Here is a 16,176-nt window from a genome sequence, read left to right on the forward strand (position 1 = left end):
TACCCGAGTTGTGCGGGTCTTCGCGTCGCGTACCCCTGTCGGCAACCTGACGGTCAGGCTGCGCTGCCAGCCTGCAGGTGTGCGAGTTGCGATCGTGGCGGAGTCCTTTCTCCCGAATGTCAACGGCGTCACCAATTCGGTGCTCCGGGTGCTCGAGCACCTCCGACGAAACGGCCATGAGGCGCTGGTGATCGCGCCGGACACACCGCGGGGCGAAGAACCCGCCGACGCGTTCTGCGGAGATGTGCCCGTGCACCGCATCCCGTCCCGCATGTTCCCCAAGGTGACGTCATTGCCGTTGGGTGTGCCGCGGCCGCGAATGGTGCGGGTACTGCGCGATTTTCGTCCCGACGTGGTGCACCTGGCCTCGCCCGCGCTGCTGGGCTACGGCGGACTGCACGCCGCGCGCTTCCTCGGCATCCCGACCGTCGCGGTGTTCCAGACCGACATCGCCGGGTTCGCCCAGAGCTACGGCGTCGGCATGATGACGAACGTCGCGTGGGCCTGGAACCGGCATCTGCACTCGCGCGCCGACCGGACCCTGGCGCCGTCCAGCGCGACGATGGAAGACCTTGTCTCCCATCGGATTCCGCGCGTATACAAGTGGGGTCGCGGCGTCGATGTCACGGGCTTCGCGCCGTCGGCACGCAGTGCCGCGCTGCGGGCGCAATGGTCGCCCGACGGTAAGCCGGTGGTGGGCTTCGTCGGCCGGTTGGCCCCGGAGAAGCACGTCGAGCGCCTGGCCGCGCTGGCCGGCCGCAATGACCTGCAGCTCGTGGTGGTCGGTGACGGCATCGACCAGGCGAAGCTCGAAAAACTCTTGCCCACAGCGATTTTCACCGGCGCGCTGTACGGCCAGGAGCTGGCCACGGCATACGCCAGCATGGACGTTTTCGTGCACCCGGGGGAGCACGAGACGTTCTGTCAGGCGGTACAGGAGGCCATGGCGTCGGGTCTGCCGGTGATCGCCCCGGATGCGGGTGGTCCGCGCGACCTGGTGACGCCCATGCACACCGGATTGCTGTTGCCGGTAGCGGATTTCGAGGCGTCCCTGCCCGCCGCGGTCGATCACCTGCTGGCCGAACGGTCCCGCTACTCGGTGGCCGCGCGGCGCAGCGTGCTGGGCCGCACCTGGCCCGCCGTGTGCGACGAACTCCTCGGCCACTACGACGCCGTCCTCGGCGAGCGCCGCGCCCTGGCTGCCTAGCGCTTTTCCTCTTCCCGCGAGCGCGCGTGTTTGCCTGCGACACGCCGTATTTGGTGTGCGGGAGCGTCACGCTCGCGACCGCCGAGCGTCTCTCCCGGCGACGCTCTCTTGGGACGACGTTCGGTCAGGAGGCGTCAGCATCTGCTGACATTGTCAACGCATGCTGACGATGTCAGCCATTGCTGACAGGTCCCGACCGCAAGTGTCCCAGAGAGAGCCGACACGCCGAGCGTGCCGAGACCCGGGACGGCCACCGCCGTCGAGTTGCGGGGTTACGAGGTCACTCGCACCAGGTCGTAGACGTACGAGCGGTCATCCTTGCGGCTCACCCACACGCCCTCGGGCGGCAGGTAGCCGAGCCCCGCGTAATCGAAGGGGCGACTCGAGACGGCACCTGACTCCGTGCACACCACCCACCCGAAGTGCGGCAGTCGCCGGCACCAGATATCCAGGTCGACTCGTTTGAACGACGGGAAACCATGAGCCTCACCGTCTTCGGCGAACTCATAGGTCAACCCGTCCACTTGTCGGACGAATTTCAGGCCCGCCATCTCGGTGGTCCCCTCAGCCTTGGGCGAGCTCGGAGACGGGCTGCCACTCTTCCCAGGTGCGCAGGCGGTTTTCGTAGTCGGCCTTGGCGATCTGCAGCGGTGCACTACCGAAAAAGACTCGCAGCGGCGGGTTTTCGGCATCGACGATCTTGAGCACTGCGGCGGCCGACGCCTCCGGGTTGCCCGGTACCGCGTTGCGCTCGCCGCGCCAGCGCGCGACGTCTGCGCGCAGCCCGTCGTACGCCTCGAGCTCGGTGGTCCGCTTCGCTGACGCGCCACTCCAGTCCGTCGAGAAGCCGCCCGGCTCGATCAGCGTGACGTGAATGCCGAACCGCTCCACCTCGGCGGCCAGCGACTGCGAGAAACCCTCCAGCGCCCACTTGGACGCGTGGTACGCGCCGAGGCCCGCGAACGCACTGATGCCACCGATCGAGGACACCTGGATGATGTGCCCGCCGCCCTGTGCGCGCAGGTACGGCAGCGCCGCCTGCGTGATCCACAGCGCACCGAAGACGTTGGTTTCGATCTGATCCCGGGCCTCGGCCTCGGACAGCTCCTCGACGAAGCCGAACTGGCCGTAGCCCGCGTTGTTGACGACGACGTCCAGCCGGCCGAAGTACTCGTGCGCGGCCTGCACCGCGGCGAAGTCGGCGTCCCGGTCGGTGACATCGAGCGCGATCGGCAGCAGCGCGTCGCCGTACTTGGCCACCAGATCGTCGAGCGTCGACACATCCCGCGCCGTCGCGGCCACCTTGTCGCCGCGCTCCAGCGCCGCCGCCGTCCACTCCCGTCCGAAGCCGCGCGATGTACCCGTGATGAACCAGACTTTTGCACCCATGCGGCTTACAGCCCCTGCGGTGGCCGTTCCATTCCCGTGGCCGGTAGCGTCAACCACGTGAGTCGCGCGTCATTGGAGAAGGATCCGCACGAGGTCGCGTCGATGTTCGACGGCGTGGCCCGTCGCTATGACATCACCAATACGGTGCTGTCACTGGGGCAGGACCGGTTCTGGCGGCGGCAGACGCGCGCGGCGCTGGGCATCGGCCCAGGTGACAAGGTGCTGGACCTGGCTGCCGGGACCGCGGTGTCTACCGTCGAACTCGCGGCGTCCGGCGCGTGGTGCGTGGCCTGCGATTTCTCGGTCGGCATGCTGGCCGCCGGCGCGGCCCGGGACGTCCCGAAGGTCGCCGGCGACGCCACCAAACTGCCGTTCGACGACGGTGTGTTCGACGCGGTGACCATCAGCTTCGGGCTGCGCAACGTCGTCGACTTCACCGCCGGCCTGCGCGAGATGGCCCGCGTGACCCGGCCGGGCGGCCGCCTGGTGGTGTGCGAGTTCTCCACGCCGACCAATCAGCTGTTCGCCACGGCCTACAAGGAGTACCTGATGAAGGCGCTCCCGACGATGGCCACCGCGGTCTCGTCCAATCCCGAGGCGTACGTGTACCTCGCCGAGTCGATCCGGGCCTGGCCCGACCAGGACGACCTGGCGCGCCAGATCGAGGCCTCCGGTTGGTCGCAGGTGAAGTGGCGCAACCTGACCGGTGGGATCGTCGCGTTGCACGCCGCGGTGAAACCGCCGATTGGCCTCTCCGTCTAATCTTGAGTATCCCCGTCCTCGCTGTTGCCGGCTTTCTGGGCGCCGGTAAGACCACGCTGCTGAACCACCTGCTGCGCAATGGCCGCGGGGCGCGAATCGGTGTGCTGGTCAACGACTTCGGCTCCGTCAACATCGATGCGATGCTGGTCGCCGGTCAGGTCGACGCCATGGCGTCGCTGTCCAACGGCTGCATCTGCTGCGTCGCCGAGGACGGTGAGGTCGCCGAGATGCTGGGCAAGCTGGCGGCGGTGCGCCCGGCCCTCGATCTGATCGTGGTGGAGGCCAGCGGCGTCGCCGAGCCGCCCGCGGTGGCGCGCACCATCATGACCGCCGGCTCGGACGACTTCCACTACGCCGGCCTGGTGCTGGTGGTCAATGCGATGGAGCCGGAGTTCGGGCACGGGTTGCCGGTGGCCGATCTGGTGGTGCTCAACCGCGCCTCTGAGGCCGCCGACATCGACGACGTGCTCGCCCGGATTCGCGCCCAGAATCCGCGAGTTCCGGTGCAGCTCACCGATTTTGCGCGCATCGACCCGACGCTGCTCATCGACGTTCCGGAGCGCGCCCCACAGGCCCAGCTGTCGTTCGACGAGCTGCTGCACGACGATCACGACCACGAGCACCCCGTCTACCAGGCTGTTGAATACGCCACCGACGCCCACCTGAATCCGCGACGGCTGCTGGCCCTGCTGCGGGACCGTCCCGAAGGTCTGTACCGGGCAAAGGGTTTCGTCGACTTCGGGGCCGGACACCGGTACCTGCTGCAGCTGGTCGGTGGCTCGCTGCGGCTGCAGAAGCGCCGCGGCGCCGGCACCCAGCTGGTGTGCATCGGCACCGGCATGGACACCGACGGGGTGCGCACGGCGCTGCACGAGTGCACCACCGAACCGGCTGACGAGAACGCGATCCTCGGGGTGCACAGATACGTGGTCCACTAGCCCGCCTGGCTGCCCGATATTCTGACCCCTCACCTGAGTTCGAGGAGCCCCAGTTGTTCAAGGTCAATGAGTACTTCGATGGCAAGGTCGCATCGATCGCCTTCGCGCCGGCCGAGGGGCCCGCGACTGTCGGCGTCATGGCCGTCGGCGAATACGAGTTCGGTACCTCCAGCCTCGAGATCATGCATGTGGTCTCCGGTGCCCTGACCGTCAAGCTGCCCGGCAGCGACGAGTGGGAAACCTTCGCCGCCGGAACGCAATTCACCGTGCCGGCCGACAGCAAGTTCGGCGTCCGCGTCGAGGTCGAGACCGCGTACCTCTGCGAGTACCGGTAACTTTCCGCCTACGGTGAACTTGGTCGCGACTTTTCACAAAGTCGCGACCAAGTTCACTTTGCGCACCAAGATGGGCCCATGCCCTTTGGACGCCTCGCTGACCCTGACTGCACCATCGGCACCGACCCGCGCGCTGATCCGCGCATGGTCAAAGGACTCGCCGCGTTCGGGATGGACGGCCGACTGCCGGAACCGCCCCTGACGCTCGACTCCCCGCTCGAGCAGCTCGTGGAGTTCTCCAACTTCGCCGAACAGGGGACCGGCGCCGTCCTGAAGATGTTGGGGGAGAAGGCCCCCGCGCCCGAGGGCGTCAGCAGCACGACCACCACCATCACCGGCGCCGACGGCAACGAGATCACGCTCTACATCAGCCGGCCCACGGAGGCCGCCGGTCCGTTGCCCGCAGTGGTGCACCTGCACGGCGGTGGGATGGCCATCCTCAGCGCCGCGGACATCCAGTACGTCCGGCTCCGCGAGAACCTCGCGGCGGCAGGGCTCGTCGTCATCGGCGTCGAGTTCCGCAATTCCGGCGGCGCACTGGGCCCGCACCCGTTCCCCGCCGGGCTCAACGATTGCGCGGCGGCCGTCCGGTGGACGGCGGCGAACAAAGACCAGCTCGGCATCAGCCACCTGATCGTGTCGGGGGAGTCCGGCGGCGGGAACCTGACATTGACGGTGGCGCTGAAGGCCAACCGGGAGGGCTGGGGCGACGAGATCGCCGGCGTCTACGCCCAGTGCCCCTATATCTCCAACCGGTGGCTCGAGGACGCCGACGACCTGCCGTCGCTGCGCGAGAACGACGGGTACTTCATCAGCTGTCTGCAACTGGCCCTGCTGGGTTTCCTCTACGACCCAAACCAGGAGCATGCGCAGGACGGCACCTGCTGGGCCGGGGTGGCCACCGACGCGGATCTGGCAGGCCTGCCGCCGCACGTCATTTCGGTCAACGAACTCGACCCGCTGCGCGACGAGGGCCTGATCTACTACCGCAGGCTGGCAGCCGCCGGCGTGAGCGTCGTCGGCCGGATCGTCGCGGGCACGTGCCACGCGGGTGACATCCTGCTGGCGGGTGCCATGCCGGAGGTCTTCGACGCCACCATCCGCGACATCGTCGGGTTCGCGCGGACGGTCAGCTGAACGGCTTGCGCTGATCCAGCCGGCGCGAGCCACGTCCGGCGCGGCGCCAGATGCGGGCGATCGCGTCGGTGTCCTCTTCGGTCACCAGGTTGCCCATGGCCCGGACCGCGACCGTCATCAGGTACTGCGACCGCATCGCGACCGGTCCGGTGATCGGCAGGAACTTCGGCACGGTCAGCAGGATCGCCAGCCGGCGGGCCACCGAGAACCCCGCGGCATAGTGCTCCTGCAGCACCGCGGGCCAGGCCGCGCTCAGATCACCTGAGCCCAGCAGATCGGCGGCCAGCCGCCCGGTCTCCAGGCCGTAGTCGATGCCCTCGCCGTTGAGCGGGTTGACGCACGCCGCCGCGTCGCCGATCAGCATCCAGTTAGGCCCCGCCACCCCGGACACCGCGCCACCCATCGGCAGCAGCGCCGACTTGGCCAGCCGGGGCTGGCCCTCGAAGCCCCACTCGTCGCGGCGCAGGTCGGTGTAGTGGGCGAGCAGCGGGCGCAGCGCGGCGTCTGCAGGCCGCTTCTCGGTGGCCAGCGCGCCCACGCCGATGTTCACCTCGCCGTTGCCCAGCGGGAAGATCCAGCCGTAGCCGGGCAGCACCTCGCCCTCGGGCGAGCGCAGCTCAAGGTGCGACGTGATCCACGGTTCGGCGTGCCTGGGCGTCTCGATGTAGGCGCGGATCGCGACCCCGTACACCGTCTCCTGATGCCACTGCCGGCCCAGCACCCGGCCCAGCGTCGATCGGGCGCCGTCGGCGACGATGAGCTCACCCACGCCGATCTCCTGCCCGTCGTCGAGCTTCAGCGTGCGCACCCGGCCGGTGGCGTCGTGCTCCACGTCGACAGCTTTGACGCCCAGCAGCATCTTCGCGCCGGAGTCGGCCGCCACCTGCCGGATCCGGTCGTCGAGTTCGGTGCGCGGCACGGCGCTGCTGGTGGCCGGGAATGACGGCCCGGGCCACCGGACCTCGCGCTGCGCGCCGAACCCGGCCATGCGCAGGCCGTGATGGCTGACCCGGCCCTCGAGCCACTCGCCGAGCCCGAGCTCACGCAGCTCCGCGATGGCCCGTGGAGTCAGGCCGTCGCCGCAGGCCTTGTCCCGGGGGAACTGCGCGGAGTCGATGACCAAGACGTCGCGGCCCCGGCGCGCTGCCCAGGCGGCAGCCGCGGAACCTGCCGGCCCGGCTCCGACCACGACCACATCTGCGTGCACGACCATGCCGCCCAGTATGTTGGACCCATGAAGACACCAGCGACAGTGGTCGCGGGCGTGGACTTTGGTGACGCCGCCTTTGCCGCGCAGGTTCGCGACGCGGTCGCGCGTATCGAAGACCTGATGTCGACCGAGCTGGGCAAAGCTGACGAGCTGATGGCCGAGGCGGTCCAGCACCTGTTCCAGGCTGGTGGCAAGCGGTTCCGTCCGCTGTTCACCGTGCTCTCGGCGTCGCTGGGGCCGAACCCCGACAACGACGACGTCTCCATCGCGGGCGCCGTGATCGAGCTGGTGCACCTGGCGACGCTGTACCACGACGACGTCATGGACGAGGCCCAGGTGCGACGCGGCGCGGACAGCGCCAACGCCCGCTGGGGCAACAACATCGCGATCCTGGCCGGCGACTACCTGTTCGCCACCGCCTCGCGTCTGGTGTCCCGGCTGGGGCCCGACGCGGTCCGCGTCATCGCCGATACCTTCGCCCAGCTGGTGACGGGCCAGATGCGCGAGACCCGCGGCGCCGTCGAAGGTGCCGATCCCGTCGAGCACTACCTGAAGGTCGTCTATGAGAAGACCGCGTGCCTGATCGCGGCCTCCGGCCGGTTCGGCGCGACGTTCTCGGGCGCCGATGAGGAGCAGATCGAGCGGCTCAGCCGGCTCGGCGGCATCGTCGGCACCGTCTTCCAGATTTCCGACGACATCATCGACATCGACAGTGACCCCGACGAGTCGGGCAAGGTGCCGGGCACCGACCTGCGCGAAGGCGTGCACACCCTGCCGGTGCTGTACGCGTTGCGCGACACCGGGGCCGACGCCGACCGGCTGCGGGTGCTGCTGGCCAAGCCCATCGACAACGACGCCGACCTCGCGGAGGCGCTGGCGTTGCTCCGGGCGTCGGAGGGCATGGTCGAGGCCAAGCGCACCGTGCAGCGCTTCGCTGCGGACGCTCGCGCAGAGCTGAACAACCTGCCGGACCTGCCCGGCCGGCTGGCGCTGCTCAACCTGGTCGAGTACACCGCTGACCGCCACGGCTGACCGTCGATCGGGACACCGCGGAACCAGGCACCAGCTGCCGTGCGTTCAATTCAGTGAGTTGATTGCGCTGAGCATCGACGGCGCTTGGAGGAGCTAGCTGATGACGTGGAATCCGCACGCGAACACCGCGAAGACGTTCGCGCTGCTGGCGGGCTTCTCGACGCTCATCGTGCTGATCGGCTCGCTGTTCGGCAAGAACATCATGTACCTGGCGGTGCTGTTCGCCATCGGCATGAACGCCTACGTCTACTTCAACAGCGCCAAGATGGCGCTGCGGGCCATGCACGCGCAGCCCGTCAGCGAGATGCAGGCGCCGGCGATGTACCGGATCGTCCGCGAACTGGCCACCACGGCGCGGCAGCCGATGCCGCAGTTGTACATCAGCGACACCGCCGCCCCCAATGCCTTCGCCACCGGGCGCAATCCCCGCAACGCCGCGGTGTGCTGCACCACGGGCATCCTGAATCTCCTCAGTGAGCGCGAACTGCGCGCCGTGCTGGGGCATGAGCTGTCGCATGTCTACAACCGCGACATCCTGATCTCCTGCGTGGCGGGCGCCATGGCGTCGGTGGTGACCGCACTGGTCAACGTCGCCTACTTCATCGGCATGTTCGGTGGTGACCGTGACGACCGCCCCAATCCCTTTGTCCTGCTGGTTCTTTCGATCGTCGGCCCGTTGGCCGCGACGATCATCCGGCTGGCGGTGTCGCGCTCGCGTGAGTACCAGGCCGACCAGTCGGGCGCCGAGCTGACGGGCGACCCGCTGGCGCTGGCCAGCGCACTGCGCAAGATCAGCGACGGCGTGCAGCAGGCCCCGCTGCCCCCGGAGCCGCAACTGGCCGACCAGGCCCACCTGATGATCGCGAACCCGTTCCGGGCCGGCGAGAAGATCGGCAAGCTGTTCTCGACCCATCCGCCCATCGAGGACCGGATCGCGCGCCTGGAGCGCATGGCCGGGCGATAGATCAGGCGCCCGCAGCGCTCGTCGCATTGCGCGAGCTCTCCACATCTTCGGATCGAAGCGGTCAACTTTCGTGGACGGTCAAGGAAAGTTGACGGCTCCAGGCGAGAGGTGCCAGGGGAGACCGGCACCGGTGTGACGGATGTGGCTCGTGGGCCGGGTCGCGGGCCGATTCATCGTCGAGACCCAATTCCGCCACCCGGTCAGGCTCGCCAAATTCATATCAAATATACCCCCTGGGGGTACTTGACGGACGCCGCGACGCCTGCGTAACGTCGTCTGCGTCAGGTACCCCCAGGGGGTATAAAACGAGAAGGGATTCAGCGATGACGGTGGCGACGACCGATTGGCGGCTACGTGGCGAGTGGTTCGATGTGTGCAGCTGCAAGCTGCCCTGCCCGTGCAGCTTCGCGCAGGAGCCCACGCATGGCGACTGCCTGTTCACGCTCGTCTGGCAGGTGCACGAAGGGCATTACGGCACAACCGATTTGAGTGGCCTCGGAGTGGTGGCCCTGGGTGAGTTCGCCGGCAACATGTGGGTCGGTGACCCGGACGCCACCATGAAGCTGATGTTCTACATCGACGAGAAGGCCGACGCCGACCAGCGGCTCGCGCTGGAGCGGATCTTCCGTGGCGACGAGGGTGGCTGGCCGGGGGAGTTCGGCAGTCTGATCAGCGAGCTGCGGGGCATCGAGTACGCGCCGATCAACTTCGCCGCGGCTGACGACCTCGCCTACTGGCGGGCTGAGATTCCGGGCAAGGTCGATGTGCGGGTCGACGCGTTGACGGGGCCGACGGCCGATCCGAACCGCCGCGTCACGACCGTCAACGCCCCGGGCGCGGAAGTGGGGCCGGGACAGGTGGCGACGTGGGGCGTGGTGAAGAAGGCCGACGCCGTCGGATTCGACTTCTCCCACGAGTACCTCGGCGCCTCGAGCAAGCATTTCCCGTTCGACTGGCGGCCCGACGGCGAACTGCCGAACGTCGAGGTGTCGCGAGTGGTCGAGCCGTCCGGTACATGCTGCTGCAACTGACCTGACGACGATCTGAAAGCGACCCGGAAATGACACTGCGCCCAGGGCCCGCCGCTCTCGCGGTTTACGGCCCTGGGCGCAGGATCAATCAGGTACTACTCGGCCACCTCGACCAGACGGTCCACGCCGACCGGCGTCACCCGCAGGGCGGCTGCGCTGCCGATGTCGTAGAACAGCCCGATCACCTCGAGCTCGCCCGCGCGGTGCCGGGACCGGACCAGCGGGTGGGCGGCGAGGGTCTGCACCTGGAGGGCGACGTTGACGATCGACAACTGGTCGACGACGCCGAAGCCTTCCTCGGCCGCGGCCAGTGCCACGGGATGGCGGCCCTCGTCGAAGGCGCGCAACGTCGCGTCACCGTGCTCCAGCCAGGTGTGCAGGTGCTCGTCCTGGCCCTGATCCTTGCTCAGCACCGCCGTCATGGCGCCACAGCTGGAGTGGCCGCACACCACGATCGAGGAGACCTGCAGGACGTCGACGGCGAACGCGATGGCCGCCTCGATCGAGGCGTCGGTCCGTCCCTCCGGGATCAGGTTGCCGACGTTGCGCACCGTCAGCAGGTCGCCGGGGCCACTGCTGGTGATGAGGTTGGGCACGACCCGCGAGTCGACGCAGGTGATGAACAGCGTCTCCGGCTTCTGGGCGTGGGCCAGCTCTTCCATGTGCGGACGCAGCACGGGTGCGGTGCGGCGGTGGTAGGTCTCCAGGCCTTCCATGACGGAGTTGGTCTGGGTCTGCGACTTCCACGGGACGACGCCGGACCGCTTGTCGAACGGGTTGAAGCTGCGCGCGGGCGGGCCGGAAGTCGCGCTGTGCATTTCGACGGTGCCGTGCTCGTGGATCTCGACAGAGCCACCGCCGGCCACGTGCTGGCGCTTCCACTCGTCGATGGTTTCGTGCGCGGCGTGGTCGATGAAGTCGACCGACAGGTCGATCGTGACGTCGGAGCCGGCCGGCAGCGATGCCAGCGCCGAGGTCAGGCGCGGCAGCGACAGGAAGCTGACGGAGCCCTCGATGACGATGCGCCAGTCGTTACCGGCGATGTGCTCGGTGACGATCTTGGCCCGGATCACGCGCCAGACGGTCAGCGCCACGGCCAGGGCGAGACCGATCAGCACACCTTCGAGCAGGTTGAGGAAGACGACACCGAGAATCGTGATCGCATAGACCGCGATATCGCCTGTGCGCCGGGCGGTTTCGATGTGCGCCTTCTTCACCAACTGGCAGCCGATGACGATCAGCAGACCGGCCAGCGCCGATGTCGGGATCAGCTGTGCCAGGCCGGCGAACGGCACCGCGAACAACAGGATCCAGAAACCGTGCAGGATCGCCGAGGCACGCGACTTGGCGCCGGCCTTGACATTGGTGGCGCTGCGCACGATGACGCCGGTGATCGGCAGGCCGCCGATGGCGCCGGAGATGGCGTTGGCCGCACCCTGGCCGATCAGCTCACGATCGAAGTTGGTGCGGGGACCGTTGTGCATGCGATCCACCGACACCGCGGACAGCAGACTCTCGACGCTGGCGATCAGCGCGACGGTCAGCACGCCGGCGATGATGCCGTCCCAGTCGCCCGTGGGCAGGGTCGGCAGCGTCAGCGAGTCCAGCAGCGAGCCGTTGATCTGAATGCGTTTGACGTCGAACGGCAGCGCGACGGACAGCGCGGTGACGCCGACGATGGCCACCAGCGGACCGGGGATCCGGTTGATCGGCGCCGGCACCCAGCGCCACGCCACCAGCGTGACGATGACCAGCATGCCGAGCACGAACCCGGCGCCCTGGATGTTCGTCAGCTGGGCGGGCAGTTCGTGGATGTTCTCCCACGCGGAGCTGTTGGACTTGCCACCCAGCAGCACGTGCAGCTGCTGCAGCGCGATGGTGACACCGATGCCGGCCAGCATGGCGTGCACGACGACCGGCGAGATCGCCAGCGCGGCCCGGGCCACGCGGCTCAGGCCGAACAGAATCTGCAGAATGCCGGCGCCGACGGTGATGGCGCACGTGACGCCCCAGCCGAATTCGGCGATCAAACCGGCGACGACGACGGTCAGGCCCGCGGCCGGCCCGCTCACCTGCAACGGCGAGCCGCCGAGCGCGCCGGCGACGATCCCACCGACGACGGCGGCGATGATGCCCGCCAGGATCGGAGCGTTGGAGGCGACGGCGATGCCGAGTGACAGTGGCAGTGCCACCAGGAATACGACTAGTGACGCCGGTAGGTCGTAGCGCAGTATCGCGCGTAGTCCCTTTGCCGGCGGGGCGGTTTCTAGCATGCCTAGGTTTCCGTTCTCCGTTAGTTGTCCGATGGACACATGTGCAGATGCGCGGCGTGAGTGGTGGCCCGCGCGCCCGCCGACGTCATTGTCGATCAAACATGTTGTGCAACAACATGTTTCATTCTGATTTGGCGGTCGCCGATGAGAGTCTGCGCCAATTGCTAAGTGCGAGAGTATTTATCGCCAGACGGGGTCGCAAGGCGAAGGGGACTTCCCATAGAGAACGCAAATCTTCTTGTCGCGCCAGTTGGTTGAGTAATTCGCAATCCTGCGCTACCAGGTGGAATCGGCGCGGCCGGTATGCTGGCGATTGGTGGTCCGACCAGTCAAAATGGCTGTATTGCAACGATTCTCGCGCATCACATCGGACTGCGTAAGTGACGTGAGTCATATCGAGGACTAATATTTGAACTCGGTATGAACGCAGTGACAATTTTCGGTGCACTCAACACAATGGAAGAATGACAACGATGTCGGTACCACCTCGCGAGCGTCACCCCCGGGCCGCCGTGCTCGGCCAGCTGCCGCGCATGGAACGTGCCGACGGATCCCCCATCCGGGTGTTGCTGGTCGATGATGAGCCGGCGCTGACCAACCTGGTCAAGATGGCGCTGCACTACGAGGGCTGGGTTGTCGAGGTCGCGCACAACGGCCGCGACGCGGTGACCAAATTCGGCGAGATGGAACCCGACCTCGTGGTGCTCGACATCATGCTGCCCGACACCGACGGCCTGCAGTTGCTGCAGCGGGTGCGCTCGGCGGAGGGCTACACGCCGACCCTCTTCCTGACCGCGCGGGACTCCGTGATGGATCGGGTCACCGGGTTGACCGCCGGTGCCGACGACTACATGACCAAGCCGTTCAGCCTCGAAGAGCTCGTGGCGCGGCTGCGTGGACTGCTGCGCCGGTCCAGCCACCTGGCGCCCGAATCCGACGAGGTGCTCAAGGTCGGCGACATGGTGCTCAACGGCGCCAGCCGGGAAGTGACCCGCGCCGGTGAACTGATCTCGTTGACCGTCACCGAGTTCGAACTGCTCCGGTACCTGATGCGTAACCCGCGACGGGCCATCGCCCGCGCGGAGATTCTCGACCGGGTGTGGAACTACGGGTTCGGCGGCAAGTCGAGCATCGTCGATCTCTACATCTCGTATCTGCGCAAGAAGATCGACACCGATCGTGAACCGATGATCCACACAGTGCGCGGCGTGGGCTACATGCTGCGCCCTGCCGACGCGGAGGACTAATCTGCCCGAGGTGACACGCGTGACCCGGGTCCCGACTCGAGTGCTGGCCCGAAATCCGGCTCGGGTGCCGTGGTGGCGTCCGCGGACCCTGCGCCGGCGTCTCGTGCTCGGCGTCACCTCCCTGGTCACCGTGGTGCTGCTGGCGGTCGGGGTGCTGTCGGTGTACAGCCTGCACAGCTACGTGTCCGCGATCAGCGACGCGGAATTGGACCGTTCGCTCGATGCCCTCGGCCATTCCTATGACCGGCTACAAATTAAGCGCGGAGACCCGGCGCATCCCATCGACGCCGGGGAAGACGGCCTGACGGCCTTCGGCGGCCAGGCCCCGGGCAATCTCATCGCCGTCGTGCACAAGGGCGTCGTCGTGCAGTCGGCGGTGTTCCCGGACGGGGAACCGAAGCCGGTCCAGCCCGACGTCATCAAGGCTGTCAGTGGGCAGCAGTGGACGAATCTCGGACCGCGCACGGTGAAGCTGCCGAAACTCGGCTGGTACCGATTGGCGGGACAGGACGCCGGCGGCGGTGACGTGCTGGTCTCCGGGGTGTCCATGGAAGAGGCCAACAGCGTGGTGGCGCGCAAGACCGTCGCGGTCGCGGTCATGACGCTGCTGGCCATCGCGCTGACGGCTGTCGGCACCATCGCGGTGGTGAACTATGCGCTGCGACCACTGAGCCGCGTGGCCTCGACGGCGGCCAAGGTGGCGACCCGCCAGTTCGGCAGTGAGGACCACCGCATCACCGAACGGGTCCGGCCCGAGGACACCGATCCGCGTACCGAGGTCGGCATCGTGGGGGACACGCTCAACAAACTGCTGGACAACGTCGACAGCGCGCTGGCCGAACTCGCCGCCTCCCACCGTCGGACGCGGCAGTTCCTCACCGATGCCAGCCACGAGTTGCGGACCCCGCTGGCCGCCATCCGCGGGTACGCCGAGCTGACCCGACAGGACAGCGCGGCACTGCCCGAGACCACCGAATACGCGCTGGCCCGCATCGAGTCCGAGGCGCAGCGGATGTCCGGTCTGGTGGAGGACCTGCTGTTGATATCGCGTCTGGAGGAGCATCAGGACCTCGAGACCGATGATGTCGATCTGTGCGATCTGGTGATCAACGCGGTCAACGACGCCGCGGTGTCGTCGCCCGTGCATCGCTGGCGCTCGCGCCTGCCTGACGTGTCGGTGTGGGTACGTGGTGACCCGGCGCGGTTGCATCAGGTGATCGGCAACCTGCTGGCCAATGCGCGGGTGCACACGCCGGCGGGAACGGCGGTCACGGCGACCTTGACCCCGGGCCCCGGATATGTGGAACTGACCGTCGCCGACGACGGTCCGGGAATTCCCGAAGAATTGTTGCCGAATTTGTTCGACAGATTTGTGGTTGCCGACAAATCGCGTTCTCGCGCGCTCGGAAGCACCGGCCTCGGTCTGGCGATCGTGTCGACGATCGTCAAAGCGCACGGCGGCCGGGTGAAAGTCGAATCAAACACTGCGGGAACGACTTTCCGGGTCCGTTTGCCGATGCTGCGGGACGTCGGCGAGTACGTGACGATGAGTGAGTCGTACACCCCGCACACCGTCGAGACGACTATTTGAGTTTCGCCTGAATTCCGCATGATCCATGCGGGTATCGGTATGCGTTCGACCTGAGAATGCGTTTCTCACTCAATTCCGCGGCTACTGTCGAAGTTATTGATTCAGTGCAATCTGCGCTGAATGCGGGAGAGGGAAAAACATGAAGAATCCCACGAAGATCCCAGTCGGAACCGGAATCGTCCTGGCCTTGATGGTCGCGCTGGCCGTACCGGCTGCGGCTCGTCCGGTCGTGCCGCCCGGTCCCGGGGAATCCGCGACGCAGACGATCCACCGGCTGCAGACCGAGGGCTTCCGGGTGATCGAGTCACGGGTCGGCAGCGGATCCCTCGACAAATGCACCGTCACCGCGGTCCGACACGGCCGCGAGCTGTCGAGTCAGGAAGGCAAGCTGCGCGGCCAGAGCACCACGGTTTACGTCGACCTCGGCTGCAAGTGATTTGACGCTGGCGCTGCGAGCTATGGCGACGGGGTTCTACTCTGGGCAGGTGTTGAGCAGATTCCTGATCGGTGCGGTCGCGGCCACTTGGGCGATCGCGTTGGTGCCGGGCGTTGCCGCGGCCGATCCGCCGCCGGAGCCGGTGCCCCCGCCACCGGGACCCGCCGCGCCGAACCTCAACGGATTCAAGCCCGTCAGCCCGTCGAATTTCGCCAGCAAGGACGGCTCCTTCTACATGTTCCAGGCGCCCGGCGGCCTGACCTGCGTGATGCGCCGTAACGAAGGCGAGTACGGCTGTAGCGGCCCGCTGCCGGGCGCGCCGGAAGGCTCCAACGTGGTCGTCGGCGGTCAGTTCGGTGCGCCGGCGTTCAACATCCTGAACGGCCCGAAGTACCTCGGCGAGATGCCCGGCGCGGTGCAGACATTGCCTGCCGGTTCGCGGATCAGCTACCGCAACATCACCTGCGGCACCGACGGCACCATGACGGCGTGCGTCAACGGCTTCGACCAGTCCGGTTTCGTGGTCAGCCCGTCGGGCAGCTTCATCGTCAACGAGTCGAATCCGTTGCTGGACAGGCCGAAAGACCGCAGCCCCTACGCGAACTGATCGCAGCGCCGCGCGAG

16 protein-coding genes are annotated in these 16,176 nt (G+C 67.5%); 12 read left to right on the forward strand and 4 right to left on the reverse strand.

Annotated elements, in window-relative coordinates; translation table 11 throughout:
• Nucleotides 1–79 precede the first annotated feature (79 nt).
• Nucleotides 80–1,207, forward strand: coding sequence for a glycosyltransferase family 4 protein (locus A7G45_RS11910; protein ID WP_260937139.1), 1,128 nt, complete (start codon nucleotides 80–82; stop codon nucleotides 1,205–1,207).
• Between the two features lie 272 nt (nucleotides 1,208–1,479).
• On the opposite strand, the gene A7G45_RS11915 is transcribed toward A7G45_RS11910, so the two are convergent.
• The gene (locus tag A7G45_RS11915; protein ID WP_260937143.1) at nucleotides 1,480–1,758 is read right to left on the reverse strand and encodes a hypothetical protein; all 279 of its coding nucleotides are present in this window, start codon (nucleotides 1,756–1,758) and stop codon (nucleotides 1,480–1,482) included.
• A gap of 13 nt (nucleotides 1,759–1,771) precedes the next feature.
• Nucleotides 1,772–2,596, reverse strand: a complete 825-nt coding sequence (locus A7G45_RS11920; protein ID WP_260937145.1) for an SDR family oxidoreductase — start codon at nucleotides 2,594–2,596, stop codon at nucleotides 1,772–1,774.
• Between the two features lie 57 nt (nucleotides 2,597–2,653).
• On the opposite strand from A7G45_RS11920, the gene A7G45_RS11925 reads away from it, so the two are divergent.
• The 4 genes from A7G45_RS11925 (at nucleotide 2,654) to A7G45_RS11940 (ending at nucleotide 5,768) form a co-directional block, all read left to right on the forward strand.
• Nucleotides 2,654–3,358 carry a demethylmenaquinone methyltransferase gene (locus A7G45_RS11925; protein WP_043985000.1) on the forward strand — a complete coding sequence of 235 codons (705 nt, stop codon included), beginning with the start codon at nucleotides 2,654–2,656 and terminating at the stop codon, nucleotides 3,356–3,358.
• A gap of 2 nt (nucleotides 3,359–3,360) precedes the next feature.
• A complete protein-coding gene (locus A7G45_RS11930; protein ID WP_260937148.1) occupies nucleotides 3,361–4,296 on the forward strand; it encodes a CobW family GTP-binding protein in 936 nt (311 codons plus the stop codon).
• Nucleotides 4,297–4,349: 53 nt separating this feature from the next.
• The gene (ppnP, locus tag A7G45_RS11935) at nucleotides 4,350–4,631 is read left to right on the forward strand and encodes a pyrimidine/purine nucleoside phosphorylase (RefSeq protein ID WP_029105179.1); all 282 of its coding nucleotides are present in this window, start codon (nucleotides 4,350–4,352) and stop codon (nucleotides 4,629–4,631) included.
• A gap of 78 nt (nucleotides 4,632–4,709) precedes the next feature.
• Complete coding sequence (locus A7G45_RS11940) at nucleotides 4,710–5,768, forward strand: alpha/beta hydrolase (protein ID WP_260937156.1); 1,059 nt, start codon at nucleotides 4,710–4,712, stop codon at nucleotides 5,766–5,768.
• Here A7G45_RS11940 and menJ read toward each other — a convergent pair.
• Nucleotides 5,761–6,981 carry a menaquinone reductase MenJ gene (menJ, locus tag A7G45_RS11945; RefSeq protein WP_043401507.1) on the reverse strand — a complete coding sequence of 407 codons (1,221 nt, stop codon included), beginning with the start codon at nucleotides 6,979–6,981 and terminating at the stop codon, nucleotides 5,761–5,763. The genes A7G45_RS11940 and menJ overlap by 8 nt on opposite strands.
• Nucleotides 6,982–7,002: 21 nt before the next feature.
• Between menJ and grcC1 the strand changes: the two genes are divergently transcribed.
• From grcC1 to A7G45_RS11960, 3 genes are all read left to right on the forward strand, one after another.
• Complete coding sequence (gene grcC1, locus A7G45_RS11950) at nucleotides 7,003–8,010, forward strand: nonaprenyl/(2E,6E)-farnesyl/geranylgeranyl diphosphat synthase (RefSeq protein WP_260937161.1); 1,008 nt, start codon at nucleotides 7,003–7,005, stop codon at nucleotides 8,008–8,010.
• A gap of 100 nt (nucleotides 8,011–8,110) precedes the next feature.
• On the forward strand, nucleotides 8,111–8,974 hold the full coding sequence (gene htpX / locus A7G45_RS11955; protein ID WP_043401512.1) for a zinc metalloprotease HtpX: 864 nt from the start codon (nucleotides 8,111–8,113) through the stop codon (nucleotides 8,972–8,974).
• Between the two features lie 323 nt (nucleotides 8,975–9,297).
• A complete protein-coding gene (locus A7G45_RS11960; RefSeq protein WP_260937166.1) occupies nucleotides 9,298–10,005 on the forward strand; it encodes a DUF1326 domain-containing protein in 708 nt (235 codons plus the stop codon).
• A gap of 95 nt (nucleotides 10,006–10,100) precedes the next feature.
• On the opposite strand, the gene A7G45_RS11965 is transcribed toward A7G45_RS11960, so the two are convergent.
• The gene (locus A7G45_RS11965; protein ID WP_260937169.1) at nucleotides 10,101–12,278 is read right to left on the reverse strand and encodes a SulP family inorganic anion transporter; all 2,178 of its coding nucleotides are present in this window, start codon (nucleotides 12,276–12,278) and stop codon (nucleotides 10,101–10,103) included.
• A 464-nt stretch (nucleotides 12,279–12,742) separates the two neighbouring features.
• On the opposite strand from A7G45_RS11965, the gene A7G45_RS11970 reads away from it, so the two are divergent.
• The 4 genes from A7G45_RS11970 to A7G45_RS11985 all read left to right on the forward strand — a co-directional run bounded on the left by A7G45_RS11970 (nucleotide 12,743) and on the right by A7G45_RS11985 (nucleotide 16,159).
• The gene (locus A7G45_RS11970) at nucleotides 12,743–13,525 is read left to right on the forward strand and encodes a response regulator transcription factor (RefSeq protein WP_043984926.1); all 783 of its coding nucleotides are present in this window, start codon (nucleotides 12,743–12,745) and stop codon (nucleotides 13,523–13,525) included.
• Between the two features lie 19 nt (nucleotides 13,526–13,544).
• Nucleotides 13,545–15,116, forward strand: coding sequence for a sensor histidine kinase (locus A7G45_RS11975; RefSeq protein ID WP_260937174.1), 1,572 nt, complete (start codon nucleotides 13,545–13,547; stop codon nucleotides 15,114–15,116).
• A gap of 139 nt (nucleotides 15,117–15,255) precedes the next feature.
• Entirely contained in the window at nucleotides 15,256–15,552 is a 297-nt protein-coding gene (locus A7G45_RS11980; RefSeq protein ID WP_043984928.1) for a hypothetical protein, read from the forward strand.
• Nucleotides 15,553–15,601: 49 nt separating this feature from the next.
• Complete coding sequence (locus tag A7G45_RS11985; RefSeq protein WP_260937180.1) at nucleotides 15,602–16,159, forward strand: hypothetical protein; 558 nt, start codon at nucleotides 15,602–15,604, stop codon at nucleotides 16,157–16,159.
• Nucleotides 16,160–16,176: the final 17 nt, after the last annotated feature.

This window comes from Mycolicibacterium llatzerense (assembly GCF_025331195.1).
Taxonomy (GTDB): domain Bacteria; phylum Actinomycetota; class Actinomycetes; order Mycobacteriales; family Mycobacteriaceae; genus Mycobacterium; species Mycobacterium llatzerense.